General features: G+C 64.9%; 22 protein-coding genes and 1 pseudogene. 10 read left to right on the top strand and 13 right to left on the bottom strand.

Features of this window, described 5'->3' with window-relative positions:
• Window positions 1-22: 22 nt before the first annotated feature.
• Window positions 23-763 carry a methyl-accepting chemotaxis protein gene (locus ACP7EY_RS04390; protein WP_426190865.1) on the bottom strand — a complete coding sequence of 247 codons (741 nt, stop codon included), beginning with the start codon at window positions 761-763 and terminating at the stop codon, window positions 23-25.
• 384 nt (window positions 764-1,147) lie between these two features.
• Here ACP7EY_RS04390 and ACP7EY_RS04385 point away from each other — a divergent pair, with 384 nt between their 5' ends.
• From ACP7EY_RS04385 to ACP7EY_RS04375, 3 genes are read left to right on the top strand one after another with little or no spacing between them, the layout of a single operon-like run.
• Window positions 1,148-2,548 (top strand): M16 family metallopeptidase, encoded by a 1,401-nt coding sequence (locus tag ACP7EY_RS04385; protein ID WP_426190863.1) that lies wholly within the window; start codon window positions 1,148-1,150, stop codon window positions 2,546-2,548.
• A 10-nt stretch (window positions 2,549-2,558) separates the two neighbouring features.
• Window positions 2,559-3,968, top strand: coding sequence for a M16 family metallopeptidase (locus tag ACP7EY_RS04380; protein WP_426190861.1), 1,410 nt, complete (start codon window positions 2,559-2,561; stop codon window positions 3,966-3,968).
• A gap of 29 nt (window positions 3,969-3,997) precedes the next feature.
• A complete protein-coding gene (locus ACP7EY_RS04375; protein ID WP_426190859.1) occupies window positions 3,998-5,374 on the top strand; it encodes a GMC family oxidoreductase N-terminal domain-containing protein in 1,377 nt (458 codons plus the stop codon).
• Here ACP7EY_RS04375 and ACP7EY_RS04370 read toward each other — a convergent pair.
• The 3 genes from ACP7EY_RS04370 to rpsO all read right to left on the bottom strand — a co-directional run bounded on the left by ACP7EY_RS04370 (window position 5,371) and on the right by rpsO (window position 9,357).
• Window positions 5,371-6,609, bottom strand: a complete 1,239-nt coding sequence (locus ACP7EY_RS04370) for a hypothetical protein (RefSeq protein WP_426190857.1) — start codon at window positions 6,607-6,609, stop codon at window positions 5,371-5,373. The genes ACP7EY_RS04375 and ACP7EY_RS04370 overlap by 4 nt on opposite strands.
• Before the next feature lie 187 nt (window positions 6,610-6,796).
• The gene (pnp, locus tag ACP7EY_RS04365) at window positions 6,797-8,911 is read right to left on the bottom strand and encodes a polyribonucleotide nucleotidyltransferase (RefSeq protein ID WP_426190855.1); all 2,115 of its coding nucleotides are present in this window, start codon (window positions 8,909-8,911) and stop codon (window positions 6,797-6,799) included.
• Between the two features lie 176 nt (window positions 8,912-9,087).
• Window positions 9,088-9,357 carry a 30S ribosomal protein S15 gene (rpsO, locus tag ACP7EY_RS04360; protein WP_426190853.1) on the bottom strand — a complete coding sequence of 90 codons (270 nt, stop codon included), beginning with the start codon at window positions 9,355-9,357 and terminating at the stop codon, window positions 9,088-9,090.
• 170 nt (window positions 9,358-9,527) lie between these two features.
• Here rpsO and ACP7EY_RS04355 point away from each other — a divergent pair, with 170 nt between their 5' ends.
• Both ACP7EY_RS04355 and ACP7EY_RS04350 read left to right on the top strand, forming a co-directional pair.
• Entirely contained in the window at window positions 9,528-10,028 is a 501-nt protein-coding gene (locus ACP7EY_RS04355; RefSeq protein WP_426190851.1) for a hypothetical protein, read from the top strand.
• A 140-nt stretch (window positions 10,029-10,168) separates the two neighbouring features.
• Window positions 10,169-10,630 (top strand): hypothetical protein, encoded by a 462-nt coding sequence (locus ACP7EY_RS04350; RefSeq protein ID WP_426190849.1) that lies wholly within the window; start codon window positions 10,169-10,171, stop codon window positions 10,628-10,630.
• A gap of 76 nt (window positions 10,631-10,706) precedes the next feature.
• On the opposite strand, the gene pssA is transcribed toward ACP7EY_RS04350, so the two are convergent.
• The 5 genes from pssA to ACP7EY_RS04325 form a co-directional block, all read right to left on the bottom strand.
• On the bottom strand, window positions 10,707-11,552 hold the full coding sequence (gene pssA, locus ACP7EY_RS04345) for a CDP-diacylglycerol--serine O-phosphatidyltransferase (protein WP_426190847.1): 846 nt from the start codon (window positions 11,550-11,552) through the stop codon (window positions 10,707-10,709).
• 135 nt (window positions 11,553-11,687) lie between these two features.
• Window positions 11,688-12,431, bottom strand: coding sequence for an SIMPL domain-containing protein (locus tag ACP7EY_RS04340; RefSeq protein ID WP_426190845.1), 744 nt, complete (start codon window positions 12,429-12,431; stop codon window positions 11,688-11,690).
• Between the two features lie 148 nt (window positions 12,432-12,579).
• The gene (gene ilvC, locus ACP7EY_RS04335; protein WP_426190843.1) at window positions 12,580-13,596 is read right to left on the bottom strand and encodes a ketol-acid reductoisomerase; all 1,017 of its coding nucleotides are present in this window, start codon (window positions 13,594-13,596) and stop codon (window positions 12,580-12,582) included.
• Between the two features lie 49 nt (window positions 13,597-13,645).
• The gene (gene ilvN / locus ACP7EY_RS04330) at window positions 13,646-14,137 is read right to left on the bottom strand and encodes an acetolactate synthase small subunit (protein ID WP_426190841.1); all 492 of its coding nucleotides are present in this window, start codon (window positions 14,135-14,137) and stop codon (window positions 13,646-13,648) included.
• Window positions 14,137-15,864 (bottom strand): acetolactate synthase 3 catalytic subunit, encoded by a 1,728-nt coding sequence (locus tag ACP7EY_RS04325; protein ID WP_426190840.1) that lies wholly within the window; start codon window positions 15,862-15,864, stop codon window positions 14,137-14,139. The genes ilvN and ACP7EY_RS04325 overlap by 1 nt, the downstream gene beginning before the upstream one ends.
• A 485-nt stretch (window positions 15,865-16,349) precedes the next feature.
• Between ACP7EY_RS04325 and ACP7EY_RS04320 the strand changes: the two genes are divergently transcribed.
• From ACP7EY_RS04320 to ACP7EY_RS04305, 4 genes are read left to right on the top strand one after another with little or no spacing between them, the layout of a single operon-like run.
• Complete coding sequence (locus tag ACP7EY_RS04320; protein WP_426190838.1) at window positions 16,350-16,919, top strand: RNA polymerase sigma factor; 570 nt, start codon at window positions 16,350-16,352, stop codon at window positions 16,917-16,919.
• Window positions 16,916-17,332, top strand: a complete 417-nt coding sequence (locus ACP7EY_RS04315; protein WP_426190837.1) for a DUF3619 family protein — start codon at window positions 16,916-16,918, stop codon at window positions 17,330-17,332. The genes ACP7EY_RS04320 and ACP7EY_RS04315 overlap by 4 nt, the downstream gene beginning before the upstream one ends.
• Window positions 17,295-17,927: a DUF3106 domain-containing protein gene (locus ACP7EY_RS04310; protein ID WP_426190836.1), complete on the top strand. Its 633-nt coding sequence runs from the start codon at window positions 17,295-17,297 to the stop codon at window positions 17,925-17,927. The genes ACP7EY_RS04315 and ACP7EY_RS04310 overlap by 38 nt, the downstream gene beginning before the upstream one ends.
• Complete coding sequence (locus tag ACP7EY_RS04305; RefSeq protein ID WP_426190834.1) at window positions 17,917-18,411, top strand: RDD family protein; 495 nt, start codon at window positions 17,917-17,919, stop codon at window positions 18,409-18,411. The genes ACP7EY_RS04310 and ACP7EY_RS04305 overlap by 11 nt, the downstream gene beginning before the upstream one ends.
• A 1-nt stretch (window position 18,412) precedes the next feature.
• Here the strand turns inward: ACP7EY_RS04305 and ACP7EY_RS04300 are convergent.
• Window positions 18,413-19,468: pseudogene (locus tag ACP7EY_RS04300) on the bottom strand (MBL fold metallo-hydrolase).
• 135 nt (window positions 19,469-19,603) lie between these two features.
• On the opposite strand from ACP7EY_RS04300, the gene ACP7EY_RS04295 reads away from it, so the two are divergent.
• Window positions 19,604-20,218, top strand: coding sequence for a TetR/AcrR family transcriptional regulator (locus ACP7EY_RS04295; protein ID WP_426190832.1), 615 nt, complete (start codon window positions 19,604-19,606; stop codon window positions 20,216-20,218).
• A gap of 9 nt (window positions 20,219-20,227) precedes the next feature.
• On the opposite strand, the gene ACP7EY_RS04290 is transcribed toward ACP7EY_RS04295, so the two are convergent.
• Genes ACP7EY_RS04290 through ACP7EY_RS04280 form a run of 3 tightly spaced genes read right to left on the bottom strand, consistent with a single transcriptional unit; the run spans window position 20,228 to window position 24,122 of the window.
• Entirely contained in the window at window positions 20,228-22,534 is a 2,307-nt protein-coding gene (locus ACP7EY_RS04290) for a xanthine dehydrogenase family protein molybdopterin-binding subunit (protein WP_426190830.1), read from the bottom strand.
• On the bottom strand, window positions 22,531-23,568 hold the full coding sequence (locus ACP7EY_RS04285; RefSeq protein WP_426190828.1) for an FAD binding domain-containing protein: 1,038 nt from the start codon (window positions 23,566-23,568) through the stop codon (window positions 22,531-22,533). The genes ACP7EY_RS04290 and ACP7EY_RS04285 overlap by 4 nt, the downstream gene beginning before the upstream one ends.
• Window positions 23,565-24,122 (bottom strand): (2Fe-2S)-binding protein, encoded by a 558-nt coding sequence (locus ACP7EY_RS04280; protein ID WP_426190826.1) that lies wholly within the window; start codon window positions 24,120-24,122, stop codon window positions 23,565-23,567. The genes ACP7EY_RS04285 and ACP7EY_RS04280 overlap by 4 nt, the downstream gene beginning before the upstream one ends.
• Between the last annotated feature and the right edge of the window lie 33 nt (window positions 24,123-24,155).

Genomic DNA, 24,155 nt, shown 5'->3' with positions numbered 1-24,155 from the left:
GCATGCGCTGGCCGCCCGGGGCTCAGAGCGAGCGTCCCGACGCCTCCTGCACGAGGATGGCCAGCGCCGCCGTCACCTCTGTCATGCTGGCGGCAACGGCGCCGAAGTCGCGCCCCTGCTCACCCGCGCGCGCCGCCGCCACCTGGGCATTGAAAGCCAACTGGCGGGCCTGGTGACTGATGATGCCCAGGCGCGCCGTCACCTCGTGCAACTGGCGACGGCGCAGCTGGGCGTGGCGCTTGGCCTGCTCTTCGTAGACCAGGGTCAGGCCGTTGAGCACGCTTAGCAGCGGTGTCGCACTGTGCACCAGTTGATCGAGCAGCACGGGCGCCCCCAGGCCGCTGCCAGCGATGGCGTCGAGGGTGCGTTCAGCCAGGCTGATGAAGGCGCGGATATTCCGGTCGCCCTGCAAGGTGCCGAAGTAGGCGTCGTGCAACTGGCCGCTGAACACCCCCGGCAGGCTGCCCTTGCCTTCCATCAAAGTGGTATGCGCCTCGCGCAGTTGCGCCAGCGTGGCGCGTGCGGTCGCCTCGGCGCCTTCATGGCCCAGCGAGGCCAGCACCGCGTACAGCACCACCCGCTGCGACGTGAAACGGCGGCGCCCGGACAGGTTGATGAGGGCGCCGAACACATCGCTCGAAAGTTCAGCGCCGGCGCCGGCCACGCCGGGCGGGTCCGCCACCGTGCTGGCGCTCGCGCACCGCGCGGCGGCCTCCGGCTTGGCAAGAACGGGGACGGAATCGATGCTGAGCTGGGCGGCCATGATGTCTCCTTCGTTATGGGGCTGAGGCGTGCATATTTCGTGCCATATTTAAAGCGGCGAACGGCGCGTGTTTCGCACCGCCGTGGCGCGCCGCCGGCGCTTGCCAGCGGCGGTGGGCACCAGCGCGGCGCAGGCGCGTCCAAAGTGGCGCGCACCCCAGGATCCGCCCGCGCCCATGCGGCGCGCATCAAGTATGCGCGCGGAGAGACATGCATATCAATCTATTACCGCAGCGACGTATTTTTTCGCTAAGATAATGCGCAACCGCGCTGGCGCGAGGGTGTCTCCGACGCCGCCAGCCATCCACGCGGCACCGACCGCCATCAAGGGCGGCGCCGGACCATGGGTACACATCAATCGAGCTCAGTCACGAGGTCAGTCATCATGTTAATTATGCGCAAACGCACCATCCCCGCCCTGCTCGGGGCACTGTCCCTGTCGCTGTCGGCCTACGCCGCCACCCCCGACCAGTGGACCCTGCCCGTGTCCACGCAGAAGCTCGACAACGGCCTGACCGTGATCGTCTCGGAAGACCACAGCTCGCCCACCGTCGGCGTCTCCGTGGTCTACCACGTGGGCATGCGGCTCGAGCCGAAAAACCGCACCGGCTTTGCCCACCTGTTTGAACACTTGATGTTCCAGGGCACGCCGAACGCACCGAAAGGCGTGTTCGACAAGGCCATCACGGGCGGCGGCGGGCGCAACAACGGCTCGACCCGACCGGACTTCACCAATTACATCGAAACGGCGCCCGTGTCGGCACTCGACTCGATCATGTGGCTCGAAGCGGACCGCATGAAAACACTCGACTTCAGCCCCGCCTCGCTGAAGAACCAGCAGGACGTGGTCAAGGAAGAAATCCGCGTCAACGTGAAAAACCAGCCCTACGGCGGCTTCATGTGGATCGACATCAGCCAGCAGGCGTTCCAGAAGTGGGAAAACAACCACGACGGCTACGGCAGCTTCGAAGACCTCGAGGGGGCCAGCCTGGACGATGTGCGCGCCTTCCACCGCGACTACTATGGACCCAACAACGCCGTGCTGGCCATTGCCGGCGACGTCACGCCGGCGCAGGGTTTTGCACTGGCCAAAAAATATTTCGCCGGCATCCCGAAGCGCCCGGTGCCCCCCGGCAGCGATTTCACCGAAGGCCTCAACACCAAGGAAAAGCGCATCGAGCAGAGCGATGCCCTGGCGCAGGCGCCGGCGCTTGCCGCGGCGTGGAAAATGCCGGCGCGCGGCAGCCGCGACCAGGCCGCCATGGCGGTGCTGGGTGAAGTGCTGGCCGGCGGCGACGCCTCGATGTTCTACCAGGGCCTGGTCAAGGGCCGCGAACTGGCCCTCAACCTCGACAACCTGTACGGCCTGACGGGCCCGTGGGAATTCGATGGCCCCACCCTGTTCACCGTGTTCGCCGTCTACAAGCCCACCAGCAGCGCCGACGCCCTGCTGGCGGCGATGGACGAAGAAATCGCCAAGGTCGTCAAGAACGGCATCGACGCGGCCACCCTGCAGCGCACCAAGACGCGCATGCTGGCGGACTGGAACAACAAGCTCGAGAGCTTCATCAACCGCGCCGACACCCTGGCCAAGCTGCAGACCCTGTGGGGCGACGCCAAGGTGGTCAACCAGATTCCCGGCTGGATCGAGGCAGTCAGCTCGAGCGACGTGCAGCGCGCCGCCGCCACCTACCTGACGGCGGCGAACCGCACCGTCATCGACCGCAAGCCGGTGCCGAAAGTGGCCGCCGCGCCGTCCGCAGCCCCAGCCATCGAAAAGAAATAAGGAGAGCGCGATGAAAACATTATTGATCACCCTGGCCATTGCCACCGCGTTTGCGCCATCGGCCCAGGCGGCCGACGTCAAGCTGCCCGCCGCCATGCCGGCCTACGGCAAGGACAAGCCGATCCCGGCGCCGAAAATCGCCAAAAAAACCCTGGCCAACGGCCTGCAGGTGTGGGTCGTCGAACGCGACGGCGTGCCCCGCGTGGACTACGTGCTGGCCGTGCGCGGCGCCGGTTACAGCGCCGATGACAAGGACCACCCCGGCTTTGCCAACCTGATGGCGGGCCTGCTCAACGAAGGCAGCACCCGGCGCGATTCGCGCGCGATCGCCGAAGCGGCCCAGGGCATGGGCGGCTCGGTGGCCGCCACCACCAACGTCGACGGCATGCTGGTGCTGGCCAACGCGGTCACCTCGCGCGCCGCTGACATGATGGGCCTGCTGGCCGAAGTGACACGCCTGCCCGCCTTCCCCGAAAAGGAAGTGGCACTGGCCAAGGCCAACGCCCTGCAATCGCTGAAGGTACAGGAAGCGACGCCGGGCTTCCGCGCCGAGCGCGCCATCGCCAAGGCCGTCTACGGCGACCATCCGTATGGCCGCGTGCAGCCGACCGTCGAATCGATCAGCAGCTCGACCGACACCATGCTGCGCGCCGAACATGCGCGCCGCTTCCGTCCCGATCAGACGCTGCTGGTGATCACCGGCCGCATCAAGCAGGCTGACGCCATGGCGCTGGCGCAGCGGGCCTTCGGCGACTGGAAATCCGAGGGCGCGCCGCTGCCAGCCACGCCGGCGGCACCCGCCAGCGCCAAGCCCCAGCGCATCCTGCTCGAACGGGGCGGCAGCGTGCAGTCGACGATCCGCCTGGGCAGCCCGGGGATCGCCGCCAGCACCGCCGACTTCGTGCCAATGCGCCTGGCCAGCACCATCGTCGGTGGCGGCTTCAGCAGCCGTGTCAACCTCAACCTGCGCGAGGAAAAGGGCTACACCTACGGCGCCTCGGCGGGCGCCCGTGTCAACCGCGAGGGTGGCAGCATCATCGGCGGCGCCGACGTGCGCAACGCCGTCTCGGGCGCGGCGCTCACGGAGTTCTTCAACGAGTACAAGCGGCTGGGCACCGAACTGGTGCCGGAGGCGGAAATGGCGATGAACAAGCGCTACGTCGCCGGCGGCTACCTGCTGAGCAACCAGATGCAGCGCGCCGTCGCCAGCACCCTGGCCACCAACTGGCTGATCGGCCTGCCGGCCGAGTTCCTCGGCCAGTACGTACCGCTGATCCAGAAGGTCACGCCCGAGCAGGTGCGCGGCATCGGCAAAAAATACTTCGCGCCGGAGAACCAGTCGATTGTCGTCGTCGGCGACAAGGCGCAGGTGGGCGAGCAGTTGAAGGCGTTCGGCGACTTCACGGTCAGCGACAAGTAATACCGTCGCGCCCCTGCGAAGCCGGCCCCGTGGCCGGCTTTTTTCATGGGCGCGGCATCGAAGGCGCCAGCGCGCATCCCTGCTACACTGCCGCCATGACGCCTCCTACCCATGACGCCATCATCGTCGGCAGTGGCCCCGGCGGCGCCACCGTGGCGCGCGAACTGGCGCGCCACGGCTGGCGCGTGCTGGTGCTCGAACAGGGCAGCGCGGCGCCGCTGGCGGGCACCCTGGCGCAGATGGCCGCCATCGCCGCCATCCCCGGGCGCGGCCTGTACATTGACCGCGACGCTTCGCTGCTGGTGCAGGGCGTGACCGTGGGCGGCAGTTCGGCCGTCAACTTCGCCACCGCCGCCGCGCCGCCCGCCGCCCTGTTCGCCGCCCATGGCATCGACCTGAGCGACGCCCTGGCGTGCCTGCGCGCCGAACTGCCGATCGCTCCCCTGCCCGATGCCCTGGTCGGGCCGATGGCGCGCCGCATCATGGACGGCGCCCGCGCCGCCGGCTTCGACTGGCACAAGAGCGACAAGATGATCCGCCCCGCGCTGTGCCGCGCCGGCTGCTGGCGCTGCGTCTACGGCTGCCCGTTCGGCGCCAAGTGGACCGCACGCGATTTTATCGAGCAGGCCATCGCGGCCGGCGCCGAGTTGCGCGACAAGGCCACCGTGCAGCGGGTGCTGATCGAGCGCGGCCGCACCACCGGCGTCGCCTTCACGCGCGGCGGCCGCAGCCACCTTGCCCATGCCGGCGTGGTGGTGCTGGCCGGCGGCGGCATCGGCAGCCCGCGCCTGCTCCATGCGTCGGGACTGCGGGCGGCCCGCAGCGGCTTTTTCAGCGACCCGGTGGTGGCTGTCATGGGCACGGTCGACGATCTCGCACTGAACGCGGATGAAGTGGCCGGCGCCGAAGTGCCGATGGCGGCCGGCGTGCGCTTCGACGACGATGGTATTTCGCTGGCCGACCTGGCCCTGCCGGCGCCGATGTACCAGGGTTTTACCTTGCAGGCCGGCCGCGTCGACCGCCTGTTCGCCCACGCGCGCACCCTGTCGGTGATGGTCAAGATCGGCGACCAGGTGGGCGGCGCCATCGGCCCGCGCTGGGTGTCGAAGCGTCTGCACGCGAACGACCGCGCAAAACTGGCGCGTGGCGTCGAGATGGCGCGCGCCGTGCTGCGCCACGCGGGCGCAACGCAGATCTTCGAAAGCCACCATTTCGCCGCGCACCCGGGCGGCAGCGTGCGCATCGGCGATGGCGTCGACAGCGCGCTGCGGGCGGGCGCGCACAATCTGTATGTGTGCGATGCCTCGGTGATCCCGGGACCGTGGGGCTTGCCGCCCACCCTCACCCTGCTCGCGCTCGGTGTACGGCTGGCGCGGCAACTGGCCGCGCAGGGCCCTTCGTGTTAAAACTGGTAACGCAGCGCGACGGTCGCACTGCTGCTGCGCTGCCCGGCGGCCAGGCTGAGCTGACGACGGGCGCCACGCCAACTGTGCACCGACAATAGTTCGCCCACCAGCGACAGCCTGGCGCCCAGGGGATGGCTGTAGGCCAGCGCGAGGGCGTTGCCGTGCTCGTCATTCGGATCCGATGGCAGGATATCGTCTGCGCTGGTGCGAAAGCGGTCGTAGCGCAGCGCCAGCCTGCCGGCCCCCAGCCGATGGGCCAGCAGCACATAGGCGGCGCGGTAGTCGACGTCGACGGCATGCGGGCCCATCACGGTATTGCCGCTCATCCATTGCGCCAACAGCTCCCATTGCGCCGGCAAGGCGAGCCGGACGCCCAGGTGATCGAAGCGGGTACGCCAGCTGTACTGCCCCGCCTTGACGATCAGGGGATCGCCACGATTGTCATAATGCATGGCGCTCACTGCCAGGGTGCTGGCCCAGCTGTAATCGAGCTTGCCATAAAAGCCCGCGCGGCCGTCGATTTCGCGAAAGAAGTGGGTTGCCCGGGTCTGCCTGTCGATGGCGCCGCCGGCCCGGTAGACCGGCAAATCGGGCAGCACGATCGTTTCGCTCAGGCCGCTGATGCGATCGCCCACGCCCCAGCCGCGCCAGGCCAGCAGGGTGCCGGCCGGATCGTTGCCGCCGAACAGCGCGACGGTGAGCCCGACATCGTGCGGCGATCCGCCCAGGCGGCCGAGGTGGCGCAGGCCCAGTTCGGCGCCCTTGATGCGCAACTCTTCGCCGATCCAGCTGTTGATGGCCGATGCGGAAATGGTGCGGGTCGGCGTCCACTCGTGGCGGTCGTAATCGATTTCCTGGTTGATCTCGGGGAAGAAGGCGCCCACCCGCGCCGTCCACTTCCACGCGGCCGTCGGCACTGGCGTCCAGGCCAGCGTGGCCTCTTGCAGATCCAGGCGATGGCGACGCTGGCTGTCGGCATTGAACACCACCGTGGCGGCCAGGCTGTGGCTGACATCGCCTTGCAAGGCCAGGATTGCCTGCCCCAGCACGACCCCGCTACCGCCATCCTCGCCCAGCTTGCCAAAGCCCCCGTGGGACCAGCTGCGCTCGCTGCTGACGGTGCTGGCGCGCAGATCGACCAGCCCGTTCAAATCGACCGCGCGCGCAAGCGGCCAGGCGGCGCCACAGGCAGCGGCGAGCAACACGGACATTGGACGGAACGAGGCGAAGATCATGGCTCTATTATTGCCTCGAACCAATAAATCATCCAGCAGTCGTTCACATTTCCCCAGCCGTGCGGCGACCTTGCAGCCGATCTGCCACGCAACGGTGGCGCCCCCCCCGTGCAGCGCGCGCCTGCCGACGAAAAAAAACCGCCGGCACTCACGCACCGGCGGTTTGACAGAACACAGCAGCGACGACTTAAGCGGCCGGTGCGGCTGGCGCTTCGTTGCCTTCGGCAGCTTTCATCGACAGCTTCAAGCGGCCGCGGTCATCGGTCTCGAGCACCTTGACGCGCACGTGCTGGCCTTCTTTCAGGTAGTCGGCAACGGCGTTCACACGCTCGTTGGCGATCTGCGAGATGTGCAGCAGGCCGTCCTTGCCCGGCATGACCTGGACGATGGCGCCGAAGTCGAGCAGTTTCAGGACCACGCCGTCGTAGGTCTTGCCCACTTCGACCGAGGCGGTCAGTTCTTCGATACGGCGCTTGGCTTCCTGGCCGGCGGCAGCATCGACGGAAGCGATGGTGACCACGCCTTCGTCGCTGATGTCGATCTGCGTGCCCGTTTCTTCGGTCAGCGCGCGGATGACGGCGCCGCCCTTGCCGATGACGTCACGGATTTTTTCCGGGTTGATCTTGATGGTGATCAGGCGTGGCGCGAAGTCCGACAGTTCGGTTTTCACGTGCGGCATGGCCTTCTGCATTTCGCCCAGGATGTGCTCGCGGCCTTCCTTCGCTTGTGCCAGGGCGACCTTCATGATCTCCTTGGTGATGCCCATGATCTTGATGTCCATCTGCAGCGCCGTGATGCCGTTGGCGGTGCCGGCGACCTTGAAGTCCATATCGCCCAGGTGATCTTCGTCGCCCAGGATGTCGGACAGCACGGCGAACTTGCCGCCTTCCTTGATCAGGCCCATGGCGATACCAGCGACGTGCGCTTTCATTGGCACACCGGCATCCATCAACGCCAGGCAGCCGCCGCAGACGGAAGCCATCGACGAGGAACCGTTCGATTCGGTAATTTCGGACACCAGGCGCACCGAGTAGCTGAAGTCGGCGGCGTCAGGCAGCGCGGCGATCAGCGCGCGCTTGGCCAGGCGGCCATGGCCGATTTCGCGGCGTTTCGGGGTGCCGACACGGCCCGTTTCGCCGGTGGCGAACGGAGGCATGTTGTAGTGCATCATGAACGAATCGGTGTACTCGCCCATCAGCGCGTCGATCTTCTGGCTGTCGCGGGCGGTGCCCAGGGTGGCCACCACCAGCGCCTGGGTTTCGCCGCGCGTGAACAGGGCCGAACCGTGGGTGCGCGGCAGGATGCTGGTGCGGATCGAGATCGGGCGCACGGTGCGGGTGTCGCGGCCGTCGATGCGCGGCTCGCCATTGAGAATCTGCGAACGCACCACTTTGGCTTCGATGTCGAACAGGATGTTACCGACTTCCGACGCGTCCACCGGCGTGGCCGCTTCGGCGTTCAGATCGGCGACCACTTCCGAGAACGCGGCCTTGAGCTTGGCGGTACGGGCCTGCTTGTCCTTGGTCTGGTAAGCATCGTTGATCTTGGCGTCGGCGAAATGCGCCACGCGGGCGATCAGCGCCTCGTTTTTCGCCGGCGGCGCCCACTGGACTTCTTCCTTGCCACCGTCGCGCACCAGTTCATGGATGGCGTCGATGACGACTTTCATCTGTTCGTGACCGAACACGACGGCGCCGAGCATGATTTCTTCCGACAGTTGCTGGGCTTCCGATTCGACCATCAGCACGGCCGTTTCGGTGCCGGCCACGACCAGGTCCATCTGCGAGGTTTTCAGTTCGGTGGTGGTCGGGTTGAGGATGTACTGGCCATTGGCGTAACCGACGCGGGCGGCGCCGACAGGGCCGCTGAAAGGCACACCGGAGACGCACAGGGCGGCGGAGGCGCCGATCATGGCGGCGATGTCCGGATCGATCTCAGGGTTGACCGACAGCACGTGGATGATGACCTGGACTTCGTTCAGGTAGCCTTCCGGGAACAGCGGGCGGATCGGACGGTCGATCAGGCGCGAGGTCAACGTTTCCTTTTCCGAAGGACGGCCTTCGCGCTTGAAGAAGCCGCCAGGGATCTTGCCGGCGGCGTAAGTCTTCTCGACGTAGTCCACCGTCAGCGGGAAGAAATCCTGGCCTGGCTTGGCATCCTTGCGGGCGACCACGGTCGCCAGCACCACGGTGTCTTCGATCGACACCAGCACGGCGCCGGAGGCTTGACGGGCGATTTCGCCCGTCTCGAGGGTGACCTGGTGTTGGCCGTACTGGAAGGTTTTCGTGACTTTGTTAAACATGGGTATTCCCTTTCTATTTGCCGACAGATTTTCAGGGGCTGTCGTTCACCTCACCGCAGATAGCCGAACGGCTATCTTTACTTCTTAGCTTCAACTATTTCCGTGCGCACAATGCAAAATGCCCGCGACAGTCAGACTGGCGCAGGCATTTTCGGTCAAAACCCGATGGGCAAGAATTACTTGCGCAGGCCGAGTTTGGCGATCAGATCGCGATAACGGGTCGCGTCTTTCGACTTCAGGTAGGACAGCAGGCTCTTACGACGGTTGACCATCATGATCAGACCGCGGCGGGAGTGGTGATCCTTGGCGTGAGCCTTGAAGTGACCATTGAGTTCGTTGATGCGGGCGGTCAGCAGTGCGACCTGAACTTCCGGCGAACCGGTGTCGTTTTGGCCACGTGCGTTGTCAGCGATGATCGCCGACTTGTTGATGTTTTCTACGGACATGATATTACCTTTCACATGCGGTGCAAGAGTCGCAACCCAGCGCACCGTGAACTTCGATTAGTCCGGCCGAATGGCCAGACCGGCGATTATAAGGGAAAAGCTGGCGTGCGGCCAGTGAAGATTACAGACAGCTGGGGCATGATGGGCGCAACACTGACCGGGAGAGGCCCATGAAACCACCGTTTTTCGCGATCTTATTGACTGCGCAAGTATTTTTCAGCGGCTGCGCGGGCTTGCCCGGCGGGCCGCCGCCGCTGCCGGGCGAGCCGCGCGACGCCGTGCTGGCCAAGCTGGGACCGCCCACTGCCATCTACCCGCTGGCCGACGGCGAGGAGTTTGAATATGCGCGCGGCCCGTTCGGCCAGCAGACGACCATGGCGCGCTTCGGGCGCGATGGTCGCCTGCGCAGCATCGAGCAGGTGCTGACGGGGGGAAAATTTGCCACTATCAAATTAAATAGTGCCACCCGCGACGAGGTGCTGCGCACCGTCGGCCGCCCCGCGGAAACCTCGCGCGTGCACCTCAACAATTATGAGGTCTGGTCCTACCGCTACAAGGAAGCGGGCGTGTGGAATTCGATGATGCACGTGCATTTCGACGAGGCCGGCATCGTGCGCCTGATGCAGAACGGTCCCGATCCCATGTACGACGAGCGGCGTTTTTTTCGCTGAATTAATCAGGAAAGATTACTAATTTTTAATCTTACGTTTTTCTTAATGATTCGATTGACCATCATTGTTTTTCCTGCAACTATGCTTACTGGATATTAAACAATACGGACTGTCTGTATTACCCCATTGAGGAAACGATCATGCTTAAAACTTATTCGGCCCCCCTGTGCACCCTGCTGTGCGCCGTCCTGTTGACTGCCTGCGGCGGTGGCGGCAGCAGCAGCAGCGCATCGAGCGCTCCAGAAACGGTCAGCCCGGCCGTCACCTTCAGCCCGGCCAAGCTGTCGGCCACCTTCGTCGCCGGTACCGCCGCCCCACTCAATGTGACGGCAACGGCCACCCGCCCCGCCGATTTCAACGGCGTCAGCACCGTGTATGTCTTCATCGTCGACGACACTGGCGTGATCCAGTCCAATCCCGCCATCACGCAGACCAGCAACACGCAGTACAGTGCGCGCCTGACCACGCTCACCACGCTGGCCGCCGGCACCCGCACGGGCAATTTCAGCCTGCGCCTGTGCAAGGATGCCGCCTGCAGCGCGCAATTCCCCGGCTCGCCCGTGGCCCTGCCCTACGAACTGGTGATCACCGCCAAGCCGTAAACGAAGGGCCGGCAACACGGCGCGCACGCAAAAAAGGGGCAGTCCGACTGCCCCTTTTTTGCGTGCGCGCCTCTTGCTACAGGCGCTCGTTGGCGTTCACCGCCTGCTCGTCCGTCGAGATGATGCTGACGGGCTTGCCCTTGACCAGACGGACCAGGTAGACGATGTAGCCGGACAAGCCGTACAGCACGAACAGGGGCCACAGCACCTTGGCCGTGTCGATGGCAATCAGGGCCAGCACCAGCGCGATCAGGAACACGGTGATGAAGGGCACGGTCTTGCGGAAATTGACGTCCTTGAAGCTGTAGAACGGCACATTGGTCACCATGGTCAGGCCGGCGAACAGGGCGACGACGAAGGAATACCAGGACACCTCGAGACCGGACACGCCGAAGTCGCTCATCATCATGATGAAGCCGGCCACCAGCGCCGCCGCCGCGGGACTGGGCAAGCCCTGAAAGTAGCGCTTGTCGACCACTTCGATATTCGTGTTGAAGCGGGCCAGGCGGCAGGCCGCGCCGGCGCAATAGATGAAGGCGGCGATCCAGCCCGCCTTGCCCAGTCCCCGCAGCGACCATTCATAGATCACCAGGGCGGGCGCGGCGCCGAAGGACACCATGTCGGACAGGCTGTCGTACTGGGCGCCGAATTCGGACTGGGTGTTGGTCAGGCGCGCCACCCGGCCGTCAAGGGCGTCGAGCACCATGGCGACAAAGATGGCCCAGACGGCATGCTCGAACTTCAGGTTCATCGCCTGGACGATGGCATAGAAGCCGCAAAACAGGGCCGCCGTGGTGAAGGCGTTGGGCAGCAAATAAATGCCGCGGCGGCGCACCGGGTTGCCGGCGGCATCGAGCTTGCGGCGACCGAAGCGGTTGAGCTTCTTGACGCCGGGTTTTCTGCGCGGGGTAAATGAGGGCATCGTGATTCCGTTTCCGATAAAGGCTGCAATGAAGTCGCCCTCATTATAGTGGGCAATCCAGCAACGCCGAGGTGCGTTAGGACGCCCTCGCCCACCGCCGCGCAATCGAGACGGCTGCCGGAACGCCGCGCCGCCTTATTTGAAACGCACCTTGCCCACCAGGTTCATCTGCAAGGTGGTCTCGCCCGGCTCGAACGACGGCTCGGCCACGCTGGCCGATTCGCTCATGCGCATCGATTTCATCGCCATCGGCGCCGCCTGGGCCCGGTCCTGCCCCGCGTAATTGCCCGAGCCTTCGAAGTCGACCGTGTCGAGCGTGGCGTCGGCGCGGTTGCGGCCCATCGCCGCGGCGATCGAGGCAATCCGCTCGCCCAGGTTTTTGTAGGTGGCGGCGATGCGCTCGTCGTCGAGCTTGCGCAAGGTGGCCGGCGCCAGGCCAAAATTGAGCCCGGCGAGGGCCAGCACTTTTTGCGCGGCGGCGGTGGTCTTGGACAGGCCAGCCAGGTTCAGGGTTTTCACTTCCAGGCTCTGGCCCACGCGCCAGCCCGTGAGCTGCGGCTTGACGACGGCGCCGTTCGGCAGCGGACGTTGTTCGGCGTACACGGGGTAGGTGTAATAGCCCTGGGTCTTCAGGGCCGCCTGCGGATCTTCGCGGCGGATGATCTCCATGCCCTGCTTCATCTTCTGGTTGACCCGCGAGGCGGCCACGGCCTTGTCCTTGTCCTGTTCCTCGATATTAAAACTGGCGACCGCCTGGTCATTGGCGTGCACCACCTCGGCAAAGGCGGGGACCACGACCAGGGTGCCGCTGGTGGACTGGGCGTAGGCGGAGGTGGCGGCCAGCAGGCTGGCGGCGAGGACGATCTTGGGCAGTGACATGGTGGCGGTTCCTGTATGAAGTTGATAAGCGAACAGTAACCGGTATGCACCCGCTTGACGAGGGCTGTCATGATTCGTTGCAATTAAATCGGCGCCAAAAAAAAGGGACTGGCACGCGCCAGTCCCTTCAGCAAGCCCTGCCGGTCAATTAATTCTTTGACTGATCGACCAGCTTGTTCTTGGCGATCCACGGCATCATCGCGCGCAGTTTGCCGCCCACCTGTTCGATCTGGTGCTCGGCGTTGAGGCGGCGGCGCGAGATCAGGGTGGGGGCGCCGGCCTTGTTTTCCAGGATGAAGCTCTTGGCGTATTCGCCCGTCTGGATGTCCTTGAGGCACTGGCGCATGGCGTTCTTGGTGTCCTCGGTGATGATCTTCGGACCCGTCACGTACTCGCCGTACTCGGCATTGTTGGAGATCGAGTAATTCATGTTGGCGATACCGCCTTCATAGATCAGGTCGACGATCAGCTTGAGTTCGTGCAGGCATTCGAAGTACGCCATTTCCGGCGCGTAGCCCGCTTCCGTCAGGGTTTCGAAGCCAGCCTTGATCAGTTCGACGGCGCCGCCGCACAGCACGGCCTGTTCGCCGAACAGGTCGGTTTCGGTTTCTTCGCGGAAGTTCGTTTCGATGATGCCGGCGCGGCCGCCGCCGTTGGCCATCGCGTACGACAGGGCGATGTCACGGGCCGAGCCGGACTTGTCCTGGTAGACGGCGATCAGGTGCGGCACGCCGCCACCGTTGGCGTAGGTGCCGCGCACGGTGTGGCCGGGCGCTTTCGGGGCGATCATGATGACGTCGAGGTCGGCGCGTGGCACCACCTGGCCATAATGGACGTTAAAACCGTGGGCGAAGGCCAGCACGGCGCCCTGCTTGGCGTGGGGAGCGACATTGTCGTGGTAGACCTGGGCGATGTTCTCGTCCGGCAGCAAGATCATGATGATGTCGGCGGCCTTGATGGCGTCATTGACTTCCGCCACTTTCAAGCCGGCCTGCTCGACCTTGGTCCACGACGCGCCACCCTTGCGCAGACCGACCGTCACGTTGACGCCGGAATCGTTCAGATTCTGGGCGTGGGCGTGGCCTTGCGAACCGTAACCGATGATGGCGACGTTCTTGCCTTTGACGAGGGAGAGGTCGCAATCTTTATCGTAAAAAACTTTCATGTTCATTCCTAAGTAAATTTGTGGGTGCGTTATTGCTGGTACAGCGTGTTCAGACTTTGAGGATGCGCTCGCCGCGGCCGATACCGGAGCCGCCCGTGCGCACCGTCTCGAGGATCGAGGCGCGGTCGATCGAATCGATGAAGGCGTCGAGCTTGGTCTTGTTGCCGGTCAGTTCGATGGTGTAGGTCTTCTCGGTGACGTCGATGATGCGGCCGCGGAAAATGTCCGCCGTTCGCTTCATCTCTTCCCGCTCCTTGCCAACCGCCCTCACCTTGATGAGCATCAGTTCCCGCTCGATGTGCTGGCCTTCGGTCAGGTCGACCACCTTGATCACCTCGATCAGGCGATTCAAGTGCTTGGTGATCTGCTCGATGATGTCGTCCGAACCGCTGGTGACGATGGTCATGCGCGAGAGCGTGGCGTCTTCCGTGGGCGCCACCGTCAAGGTCTCGATGTTGTAGCCGCGGGCGGAAAACAGGCCCACCACGCGCGAGAGCGCACCGGCTTCATTTTCCAGCAGTACTGAAATAATATGGCGCATTACAAGTCCTCCGATCCGAGCAGCATTTCGGACAGGCCCTTGCCGGCTTTCACCATCGGCCAGACATTTTCGCTCTGGTCCGTGATGAAATTCATGAACACCAGCCGGTCCTTCATGGCGAAGGCCTCGCGCAGCGCGCCCTCGACGTCGCCCGGTTTGTCGATATCCATGCCCACGTGGCCGTAGGCTTCCGCCACCATCTTGAAATTCGGCAGCGAATCCATGTAGGACTCGGAATAGCGTCCGCCGTAGTCGATGGTCTGCCATTGGCGGACCATGCCCAGCGCCCGGTTGTTAAGCAGAATGATCTTCGGCGTCAGGTGGTACTGCTTGCAGGTGGCCAGTTCCTGGATGTTCATCTGGATCGAGCCTTCGCCCGTGATGCAGGCGACGGTGGCGCCCGGGTTGGCCATCTGTGCCCCCATGGCGTACGGCAAGCCGACGCCCATGGTGCCCAGGCCACCCGAGTTGAGCCAGCGCCGTGGTTTGTCGAACGGATAGTACTGGGCCGCCCACATCTGGTGCTGGCCCACGTCCGAGGTGATGAAGGCGTCGCCGCCCGTGACATCCCACAATTTTTGCACCACCGATTGGGGCTTGATGATGGTGCTCGAGTCCTGGAATGCCAGGCAGTCGCGGCCGCGCCATTCGCCGATCTGCTTCCACCAGTCCTGCAGGGCGCTCGCATTCGGTTTTGCTTCGGCGGCATCGAGCTGGGCGAGGAACTCCACCAGCACATCCTTGACGTTGCCGACGATGGGAATGTCGACCTTGACGCGCTTCGAGATCGACGAAGGGTCGATGTCGATGTGGATGATCTTGCGGGGGTGCGAGGCGAAGTGTTTCGGATTGCCGATCACGCGGTCGTCGAAACGGGCGCCGATGGCGATGAGCACGTCGCAGTTCTGCATGGCCAGGTTGGCTTCATAGGTGCCATGCATGCCCAGCATGCCAACGAACTTGTCGGACGAGGAGCGGTAGCCGCCCAGGCCCATCAGGGTGTTGGTGACGGGGAAACCCAGCTTGTCGACCAGCTTGTTCAGCTCGGGCGAGGCATTGGCCAGGATCACGCCGCCGCCGGCGTAGATCATGGGGCGCTCGGCCTGCAGCAGCAGCTGGACGGCTTTGCGGATCTGCCCCGAGTGGCCCTTGTCGACCGGCTTGTAGCTGCGCATTTCGATTTCCTTCGGATACGAAAACACGCACTTGTGCATGCTGATGTCCTTGGGAATATCGACCAGCACGGGGCCGGGACGGCCGGTACGGGCAATGAAGAACGCTTTTTTGATGGTTTCGGCCAGGTCGCGCACATCTTTCACGAGGAAATTGTGCTTGACCACGGGACGGGTGATACCGACCGTGTCGCACTCCTGGAAGGCATCCTGGCCGATCGCGTGGCTGGGGACCTGGCCGGAGATGACGACCATGGGAACCGAATCCATGTAGGCCGTCGACAGGCCCGTGACGGCATTGGTGACACCGGGTCCGGAGGTGACGAGGGCGACACCGACCGTATTGGAACTGCGCGAATAGGCGTCGGCGGCATGCACGGCGGCCTGCTCGTGGCGCACGAGGATGTGCTGGAATTTATCCTGCTGAAATATAGCGTCGTAGATATACAAGACTGCCCCGCCGGGGTAGCCGAAGACGTGCTTGACGCCTTCTTCCGCCAGACAGCGGACGACAATCTCGGCACCCGTGATGGGAACCGCTGCTTCGTTAGTCATAACACATTCCTTTCAAGACCCATTGGGAGGTGATCGGATGCTCATTCCTGGCGATGCTTGCGTGGCGCGACAGTGCTCAGGCGTCCCTTCTTTCTGCGGTCACGGCGATCGTCCACGTCAACGGCGTGACGTTTCGAACCGGCGCTGGGCGCAACTCGTTCGGCGTGAGTTTCTGTGGCGATTACACAAACCTCTCGTGCTTGTGGCACGGGTTAGAGCAAACTGCCTACATATGAAAGCGCGTCGCGTCGAGTTGGCCTTGTGTGGCGGTATCGACGGGACCATACAGCTTCGGGATGCCAAAGCGTTGTTCACATTACTGCGTCGCACCAAATCGGTCAAGAAAAACTGTGGATTAATCAGCAATTGCACCGATGTTGTGCGTTAAAAGCAAGCAAACGACGCGCTTTTTTGCTAGGATGCCTCAGTTTTCATTTCAGCATGGTTTGCGATCGCATCCGTCGTTCGACTGCCCCCTTCCCCGCATGGCCACAGACAAAGAACTATCGGACTTCCTGGAGCACGTCGAACGACGCGCCTTCAAGCAGGCCGTCTATGCCGTTCGCAAAGACGAGGCTGCGTTCGACGTGGTGCAGGACGCCATGATCAAGCTGGCCGAAAAGTACGGCGACAAGCCGGCCGCCGAATTGCCGATGCTGTTCCAGCGCATCCTGCAGACCACCATCCTCGATTACTTCCGCCGCGAGAAGGTCAGAAATACCTGGGTCAGCCTGTTTTCCGGCATGGGCACCCGCGCCGAAGGCAATGACGACTTTGATATACTCGAGACGCACGAGGCCGAGGAAGGATCGAGCGCAGCCGAAAGCGCGTCGGACCAGGTCGAACGGGCGCAAACGCTGGCCGTGATCGAAGCCGAGGTACAAAAACTGCCGGCGCGTCAACGGGAAGCCTTCCTCATGCGTTATTGGCAGGACATGGACGTGGCTGAAACAGCCGAAGCGATGGGGTGCTCCGAAGGAAGCGTCAAGACACACTGTTCGCGGGCGACCCATACCCTCGCCGAATCGCTGAAAGCCAAGGGACTTACATTATGAACACCGACGATATCAATTTCGCGTACAAGGTGCGCCACGCGCTCAACGAGCAGCTCGACGACCTGCCGGCGGCCACCACCGACCGGCTTGCTGCGGCACGCCAGGCGGCCATGGCACGCAAAAAGGCCCACGTGCCCGCCAGGCTGGCGCAGCGCGCCGCACGCGTGGGCTTCGCCGGCCAGGTGGGCGCCCTGTTTTCGTCCTCGTTCAACTTCTCGGCCATGGGCCGCGCCGGCGCCATCCTGCCTCTCCTGGCGCTGGTCGCCGCGCTGGCCGGCGTCTACCAGTACGAAGAAGAACGGCGCATCGCTGAACTGGCCGAACTCGACGCCGCCGTGCTGTCGGACGAGCTGCCGCTGACGGCCTACCTCGACCATGGCTTCAACCAGTATCTTGCCCAGCGCGGTCAATAAGGTGGGCCGGCTCGCTTGCATGGCGGCCCTGATCGCCCTGGCCTGCGCCGGCACGGTGGCGGCGCAATCGCCCGCGCCGCAGGCAGCGGCGCCCGCCGTGGCGCCGCTGGTCAAGCCCGCCTGGGTGAATCTGTCGCCGGCGCAAAAACTGGCGCTCGAGCCACTGGCGGGCGAATGGGACCGGCTCGAACCGCTGCGCAAGCAGAAATGGCTCGATATCGCCAACCGCTTCGCCGCCATGAAACCGGACGAGCAGGCCCGCGTGCACGAAAAAATGCGCGAGTGGGTGCGCATGAGCCCCGACGAGCGTCGCCTGGTGCGTGAAAATTACACCAAGGCGAAAAAACTCGACGTCACGCAAAAATCGGAACAGTGGGAAAAATACCAGCAGTTGCCTGAAGAGCAAAAGCAAAAGCTGGCGGCCGAAGCGGCAAAATCGAAAAAGCAGCTGACCAACCTGCCGCCTCCTGCCCAGGCCAACCTGAAAACGGTGGCGCCGATCAGGCGCAATGCGCCGCCGGCCAGCACCACCACCGCCCCGGCCCCGGCCGTGCCCGCACCAGCACCAGCGCCCGCACCTGCCAATGTCAAATAGGGCCGGCCCCACCATCTTGCGCCGCCTGATGGTGATGGTCTACGAAGCGCTGCTCATCACGGCGGTCGAAGCGCTGGCCATCCTGCTCTACCTGTTCGCCACCGGCAATGCCCACAGCCCCGCCATCGACCACGGCCGCAACGCCGTGTTCTTCCTGGTCGCGGCCCTGTATTTCATCCACGCCTGGTCCGGCAGCGGCCACACCCTGGCCATGAAAACCTGGCGCATCAAGCTCGTCATGCCCGGCCACGCCCGGGTGCCCCTGCGGGCCGCGGCCGTGCGCTACCTGCTGGCCTGGGGCTGGTTCCTGCCGGCCCTGCTGGTGTGCTACTTCTGGCAACTGCGCAGCACGGCGCAGGTGGGCACGGCGGTGGCGCTGGGCATTGCCGCCTGGGCACTGACGGCCTTGCTGGACCAGGACCGCCAGTTCTTGCACGACAAGCTGGCCGGTACCCGCCTGATTTCCCTGCCAAAGCGCGCCTGAATTATTCCTGGTCGACGGCGCGCCACCACGGCGTGCCCGCCGCCGGTTGGCGCGTGTCGAGCCGCTCGCCCATGCGCGGGGTGGTGATGGCGATGCCCCGCTGCAGTGCGAGCGCCATGATGCGCTCAAACGGCTCCTGCCACGGATGCAGGCCCAAGTCGAAGGTGCCGTTGTGCACCGGCATCAAGGTCTTGCCCCGCAGGTCAATAAACGCTTGCAAGGTCTGCTCGGGCTGCATGTGCACGTCGGGCCACATGGCGTCGTAGGCGCCCGTTTCAATCATGGCCAGGTCGAACGGTCCATGGACGTCGCCGATTTTTTTGAAGCCGTCGAAATAGCCGCTGTCGCCGCTGAAAAACAGTTTCAGGCCGCCATGCTCGATCACCCACGAGGCCCACAGGGTCGAATTGCCGTCGTTGGGCGTGCGCCCGGAAAAATGCTGGGCCGGGGTGGCCACCAGCTTGACGCCCCCGAGCTCGGTCGATTGCCACCAGTCCAGCTGGCGCACCTTGGCGGCGGGGATGCCCCAGCCGATCAGGCGCTCGCCCACCCCCAGCGGCGTGATGAAGTGGGCCGTCTTGTGCGCGAGCGCCAGCACGGCGGCGTGGTCGAGGTGGTCGTAATGGTCGTGCGAGAGGATGATCGCCGCGAGCGGCGGCAAGTCAGCGATGCTGATGGGCGGCTGGTGAAAGCGCGCCGGACCAGCCCATTGCACCGGCGAGGCGCGTTCCGAGAACACGGGATCGGTCAGGTAAAACGCCCCTTGCAACTTGATCAGCATGGTCGAATGACCGAGCCGGAACACGCTGTCATCGGGCGCAGCGAGCAACTGCGCCCGCGTGAGCGCCTGCACGGGAATGGCGCCGGACGGCACCGTGGACTTCGGCTTATTAAAAAAGAACTTCCAAAAAATGTCGACCTTGTCGCCAAAGCCTTACTTGCTCATGGGCGCCACGTTGCGAAACGCCCCGTCCTTGAATTGGGGCGAACGGGCAATCGCACTGGCGGTGGGAACGGACACGGCGAGCGCGTCGGCGGCGGTACTGGAATCGGGCATGGTGGTCAGTCCAACGGTCAGGGCACACAGGAAGAGGAATTTCATCGCACTTAAATAGGTGAATGGAAATAAATTACACTACACAGTGTAGTTTTGTTTTCATAAAAAGTATACGCCCCGGTGTAAAATAAGCGCATGAGCACTCCCACCCGCCTCACCGACCGCAAGCGCCAGGCCATTCTCGACGCCGCCGCCGTGCAGTTCCGCGCGCACGGCTTCGAGGCCACCAGCATGGACAAGATCGCGCTCGAAGCGGGCGTGTCGAAACGCACGGTCTACAACCACTTTCCCAGCAAGGATGATTTATTCGGCGCCACCCTGATGGCCCTGTTTCACGCACCCGCCGGCGAAGCGGACACCGTCTACGACAGCGCCGCGCCCTTGCGCGAGCAGCTCGAAGCGCTGCTGCGGCGCAAATTGCGCATGCAGGCGACGCAGGACTTCATCGACCTGGCGCGGGTGGCGGTGGCCGAAGCGATCCATTCGCCCGAGCGGGCCAAGCCCATCATCGCCCGCATTGGCGAGCGCGAGGAAGGCTTGACGCGCTGGATTCGGGCGGCCCAGGGGGACGGCCGGCTGATCGACGGCGACCCCGTGTTTGCCGCCACCATGCTGCAGGGCCAGTTAAAGGCGGTGGCATTCTGGCCGCAGATCACCATGGGGGCGCCGCCCCTCGATGCGCAGCAGCAGGCGCAGCTGGTAGAGGTGGCGGTGACGATGTTCCTGGCCTACTTCGCCAGCAAGGTTTGAAAAGAGCGCCTACACCAGCGGCGCGTCCGGGCGCATGATTTTCTCGGGCGTCATCGGCAGCTCGCGCAGTCGCCTGCCGGTGGCGTGATGGATCGCATTGCCGATCGCCGCCGCCACCCCCAGTTGCCCGATCTCGCCCACGCCCTTCGCACCGAGCTTGCTGACGATGCGGTCGTCCTCCTGGACGAAGATGACGTCGATCTCATGGATGTCGGCGTTCACGGCCACGTGGTATTCGGCCAGATTATGGTTCATGAAGCGGCCCAGCACATGGTCGGTCAGGGTCTCTTCGTGCAAGCCCTGGCTGATGCCCCACACCACGCCGCCGATGATCTGGCTCCTGGCCGCCTTGGCGTTGATGATGCGCCCCGCCGCCACGGCGCTGACCACGCGGGTGACGCGCACGGTGCCCAGTTCTTCGTCCACCCGCACTTCGACGAACACGGCTGAATGGGTGGCGCGGACGAATTTGCGCTGCTTGAGGACGGCCGGCAGCAGCATGAATGTTTCCGTCAGCCGGGGCTGGCCCGAGGCGGCCAGGATGGCCGTCAGCGCCAGCGCCGTGCCCTCGCCTTTCATTTCCAGCATGCCGTCGGCGAACTGGACGTCGGCGAACCTGGCCCTGGCAAAGGGCGAACCGGGCATGCGTTTGGCGATTTTAAACAGCGCCTGCTGCAGCTTTTCGCAGGCGCCCTGCACCGCCGAGCCCACCGTGGCCACGTGCGAGGAGCCGCCCTCGACGGGCGCCACCGGCAGCGTCGAGTCGCCCAGCTGGAAGCGCACGTGTTCGAGCTTCAGGCCGAGCGCATCGGCGGCGATGATGCACATCGCCGTGTAGGTGCCGGTGCCGATGTCGCTGGCAGCGCTGCTGACGACGAGCTGGCCATCCGCGTGCAGCACCGCTTCGGCGCGGGCGAACATCTGCATGGCGTCCCAGATGCCGGTGGCCATGCCCCAGCCGACCAGTTCGCGCCCTTCCCTGCGCGCGCGCACGGCCAGCGGCCGCTGGTCCCAGCCGAAATGGGCGGCGCCCTGCAGGTAGCAGGCGCGCAGCGCCTTGGTTGAATACGGCATGCCCGAGACAGGGTCCATGTCCGCGTAGTTTTTCAGGCGCAGTGCCAGCGGGTCCATGCCGAGGGCATAGGACAGCTCGTCCATGGCCACTTCGAGCGCATGGTTACCACTGGCGGCGCCGGGGGCGCGCATGTCGAGCGGGGTGAAATGGTCGACTTCGACCACCTTGTAGCCGAGCCGGATATGCGCGCACTGGTACAGCATGCCGGAAAAATTGACCACCGCCTCGACGTAGTCTTCCAGCCGCGAGGTTTCCGTCACCGCCTCGTGAATGATCGACGTGAGCGTGCCGTCGTGCTCGGCCGACAGGCGCACCCGCTGCAGCGTTTCCGGCCGGTGCCCGAAGGTGAACATCTGCTGGCGCGTGAGCACCACGCGCACCGAGCGCTCGAGCTTGAGCGCCGCCATCACCGCCAGCGCCAGCTGATACTGGGGCCGCAGGCCAGCGCCGAAGGCGCCGCCCACGTAGGGGTTGCGCACCGTGACCTTCTCCTTCGGGATGCCGAACACGTGGTAGACGTACCAGCGGCTGTTCTGCGAGCTTTGCGTCTTGTCGTAGATGGTCAGATGACCGTCGCTGGCGCGCAGCACCGTCGAGGTAAACATCTCGAGCGGATTGTGGTGTTCGACGCCCTCGTGAAAGGCGCTGTCGACGCGCACGGCCGCCGCTTCCCATACCTGGTCGGGATGGCCCTTCGGCTTCGGTGGCGGCGTGTAGCCGGCCTTGATGTGGCTGGGCGTGCGCGCCTTGTCGAGGTGATCGCGCATGTCCGTCTGGTGCGGGTCGATGTCGTAGTCGATGCGCAGCAGGCCGGCAGCGTGGCGCGCCGCCTCGAAACTGTCGGCCACCACCAGCGCCAGCGGCTGGCCGCTGTGGCGCACGCGGGCGTCGAACAGGGGCCGGAACGGCGAACCGGCGGGCGATGTCATGTCTTTGTGCAGCAGGTCGAAGCCGCTCATGGGCGGCCGGTTCTGGTGGGTGATCACCTCGACCATGCCGGGCACCGCCATGGCGGCGCTGCTGTCGATCGACTTGACGGTGCCGCGCGCGATGGTGCTGTTGACCACCACGCCGTATAACAGGGGCGAGCCGGCCTCCTCGGCCGGGTATTCGGCGGCGTAGCGGGCCCGGCCCGTCACCTTGTCACGGCCGTCCACGCGCGAGACGGGCATGCCGATGGCGACGGCGCCCGTGCCGGCGTCGGCCACGGGGGTGCGCAATGCGGGAATCAATTCGCTCATGGGGCCTCCCTGGTGTCTGCCTGCCCGTCGGCGGCGTGCGCATTGTCGACCGTACCCGCGCTCGCGTAGTCGAGCGCGCGCACCACCGTGCGGCGCGCCAGCGGAATTTTAAAATCGTTGGCGCCATGGCCCATGGCGCCGCCCAGCAGCACATCGGCGGCGGCGCCGAACAGCGCGGCCGAGGGCTGCTCGCCCTCGAGCACTTGTTCTGCCTCGCGCAGGCGCCACGGCCTGGCGGCCACGCTGCCCAGGGCGATGCGGGCGGCCTTGATGGCGCCGTTCTTGCCGAACTCGAGCGCGGCGCCACAGGACACCAGCGCGAACGCGTACGAGCTGCGGTCGCGCACTTTCACATACGCCGAATGGGCGGCAAAACGTTCGCCCGGTGGCAGCTCGATGTGGGTGATCACCTCGCCCGCCTCGAGCACGGTGTCGATGTGCGGGGTATCGCCCGGCAGCCGGTGAAAGTGGGCGAAATCGATGCGTCGCTTGCCCTTGCCGGACTGGACGTGCACGACGGCGTCGAGCGCGGCCAGCGCCACGCACATATCGGACGGGTGGACGGCGATGCAGCGGGCACTGGCGCCGAGGATGGCGTGCTGGCGCGTCAGGCCCAGCAGGGCGCTGCAGTGGCTGCCCGGGTCGCGCTTGCTGCAGGGCGTGCCCGTGTCATAAAAATAGTGGCAGCGGGTGCGCTGGAGCAGGTTGCCGCCGTTGCTGGCCATGTTGCGGATCTGCGGCGAGGCGCCGGCCAGGATCGCCGCGCGCAGCAGCGGATAGCGCTCGCCCACCAGCCGGTGGTAGGCGGTGTCGGCGTTGGTCGCCAGCGCCCCCAGCATCAGGCCGCCGCCGCTGGTGGGGGTGATGTCGGCACACGGCAGCCGGTTGATATCGGCCAGCGCGGACGGCAGCGCGACGCGCTCCTTCATCAGGTCGATCAGGTTGGTGCCGCCGGCGATCAGGGTGGCGCCGCTGCCGGCCAGGCGGGCGGCGCTGTCGACGTCAGCGGGCGCAAAATAGGTGATCGGGTTCATGCCGGCACCGTGCCCGGCCGATACGGCCGCTGGGGATCGTCGCGCTGCTCGCCCATGCCCATCACGGCGGTGATGGCGGCGACGATCTGCGGGTAGGCGCCGCAGCGGCACAGATTGCCACTCATCAGTTCGCGCACGTCGGCGACCGTCCCGGCCTGCCCTTCGGCGATCAGGCCCTTGGCCGAACACAGTTGACCAGGCGTGCAGTAGCCGCACTGGAAGGCGTCGTGGTCGATGAAGGCTTGCTGGAGCGGGTCGAGGTGTTCGCCCAGCGCCAGCCCTTCGACGGTGGTGATCGATTTGCCGTTTTGCATGACGGCCAGGGTCAGGCAGCTGTTGATGCGCTTGCCGTCGACCAGCACCGTGCAGGCGCCGCACTGGCCGTGATCGCAGCCCTTCTTGGTGCCGGTCAGCCCCAGCTTGTCGCGCAGCAGGTCGAGCAGGGTGACCCAGGCTTCGACGCTGACATCGACCGTTTCGCCATTCAGGCGCAGTTGCACGGGATAGGAGGGGATTGCCTGGTGCGGAGCGAGCTCCGCGCGCGTGGTGTCCATGGTGTCTTTGAATGGTGGGGAAGTCAATCTTGA

The sequence above is a fragment of the Massilia sp. DWR3-1-1 genome (assembly GCF_049898325.1).
Lineage (GTDB): Bacteria > Pseudomonadota > Gammaproteobacteria > Burkholderiales > Burkholderiaceae_D > JAFCUW01.
The sequence above is the reverse complement of the archived record's forward strand: the minus strand, read 5'-3'. Positions and strand labels throughout refer to the sequence as shown.

Bases quoted from the DNA above. Each gene is read 5' to 3' on its own strand.
- ACP7EY_RS04315 (WP_426190837.1), top strand. From the start codon at position 16,916: ATGAACACCGACGATATCAATTTCGCGTACAAGGTGCGCCACGCGCTC.
- ACP7EY_RS04290 (WP_426190830.1), bottom strand. From the start codon at position 22,534: ATGAGCGAATTGATTCCCGCATTGCGCACCCCCGTGGCCGACGCCGGC.
- ACP7EY_RS04385 (WP_426190863.1), top strand. From the start codon at position 1,148: ATGTTAATTATGCGCAAACGCACCATCCCCGCCCTGCTCGGGGCACTG.
- ACP7EY_RS04280 (WP_426190826.1), bottom strand. From the start codon at position 24,122: ATGGACACCACGCGCGCGGAGCTCGCTCCGCACCAGGCAATCCCCTCC.
- ACP7EY_RS04295 (WP_426190832.1), top strand. From the start codon at position 19,604: ATGAGCACTCCCACCCGCCTCACCGACCGCAAGCGCCAGGCCATTCTC.
- ilvC (WP_426190843.1), bottom strand. From the start codon at position 13,596: ATGAAAGTTTTTTACGATAAAGATTGCGACCTCTCCCTCGTCAAAGGC.
- pnp (WP_426190855.1), bottom strand. From the start codon at position 8,911: ATGTTTAACAAAGTCACGAAAACCTTCCAGTACGGCCAACACCAGGTC.
- rpsO (WP_426190853.1), bottom strand. From the start codon at position 9,357: ATGTCCGTAGAAAACATCAACAAGTCGGCGATCATCGCTGACAACGCA.
- ACP7EY_RS04285 (WP_426190828.1), bottom strand. From the start codon at position 23,568: ATGAACCCGATCACCTATTTTGCGCCCGCTGACGTCGACAGCGCCGCC.
- ACP7EY_RS04370 (WP_426190857.1), bottom strand. From the start codon at position 6,609: ATGATCTTCGCCTCGTTCCGTCCAATGTCCGTGTTGCTCGCCGCTGCC.
- ACP7EY_RS04310 (WP_426190836.1), top strand. From the start codon at position 17,295: ATGGCTTCAACCAGTATCTTGCCCAGCGCGGTCAATAAGGTGGGCCGG.
- pssA (WP_426190847.1), bottom strand. From the start codon at position 11,552: ATGCCCTCATTTACCCCGCGCAGAAAACCCGGCGTCAAGAAGCTCAAC.
- ACP7EY_RS04340 (WP_426190845.1), bottom strand. From the start codon at position 12,431: ATGTCACTGCCCAAGATCGTCCTCGCCGCCAGCCTGCTGGCCGCCACC.
- ACP7EY_RS04350 (WP_426190849.1), top strand. From the start codon at position 10,169: ATGCTTAAAACTTATTCGGCCCCCCTGTGCACCCTGCTGTGCGCCGTC.
- ACP7EY_RS04380 (WP_426190861.1), top strand. From the start codon at position 2,559: ATGAAAACATTATTGATCACCCTGGCCATTGCCACCGCGTTTGCGCCA.
- ACP7EY_RS04390 (WP_426190865.1), bottom strand. From the start codon at position 763: ATGGCCGCCCAGCTCAGCATCGATTCCGTCCCCGTTCTTGCCAAGCCG.
- ACP7EY_RS04305 (WP_426190834.1), top strand. From the start codon at position 17,917: ATGTCAAATAGGGCCGGCCCCACCATCTTGCGCCGCCTGATGGTGATG.
- ACP7EY_RS04355 (WP_426190851.1), top strand. From the start codon at position 9,528: ATGAAACCACCGTTTTTCGCGATCTTATTGACTGCGCAAGTATTTTTC.
- ACP7EY_RS04320 (WP_426190838.1), top strand. From the start codon at position 16,350: ATGGCCACAGACAAAGAACTATCGGACTTCCTGGAGCACGTCGAACGA.
- ilvN (WP_426190841.1), bottom strand. From the start codon at position 14,137: ATGCGCCATATTATTTCAGTACTGCTGGAAAATGAAGCCGGTGCGCTC.
- ACP7EY_RS04325 (WP_426190840.1), bottom strand. From the start codon at position 15,864: ATGACTAACGAAGCAGCGGTTCCCATCACGGGTGCCGAGATTGTCGTC.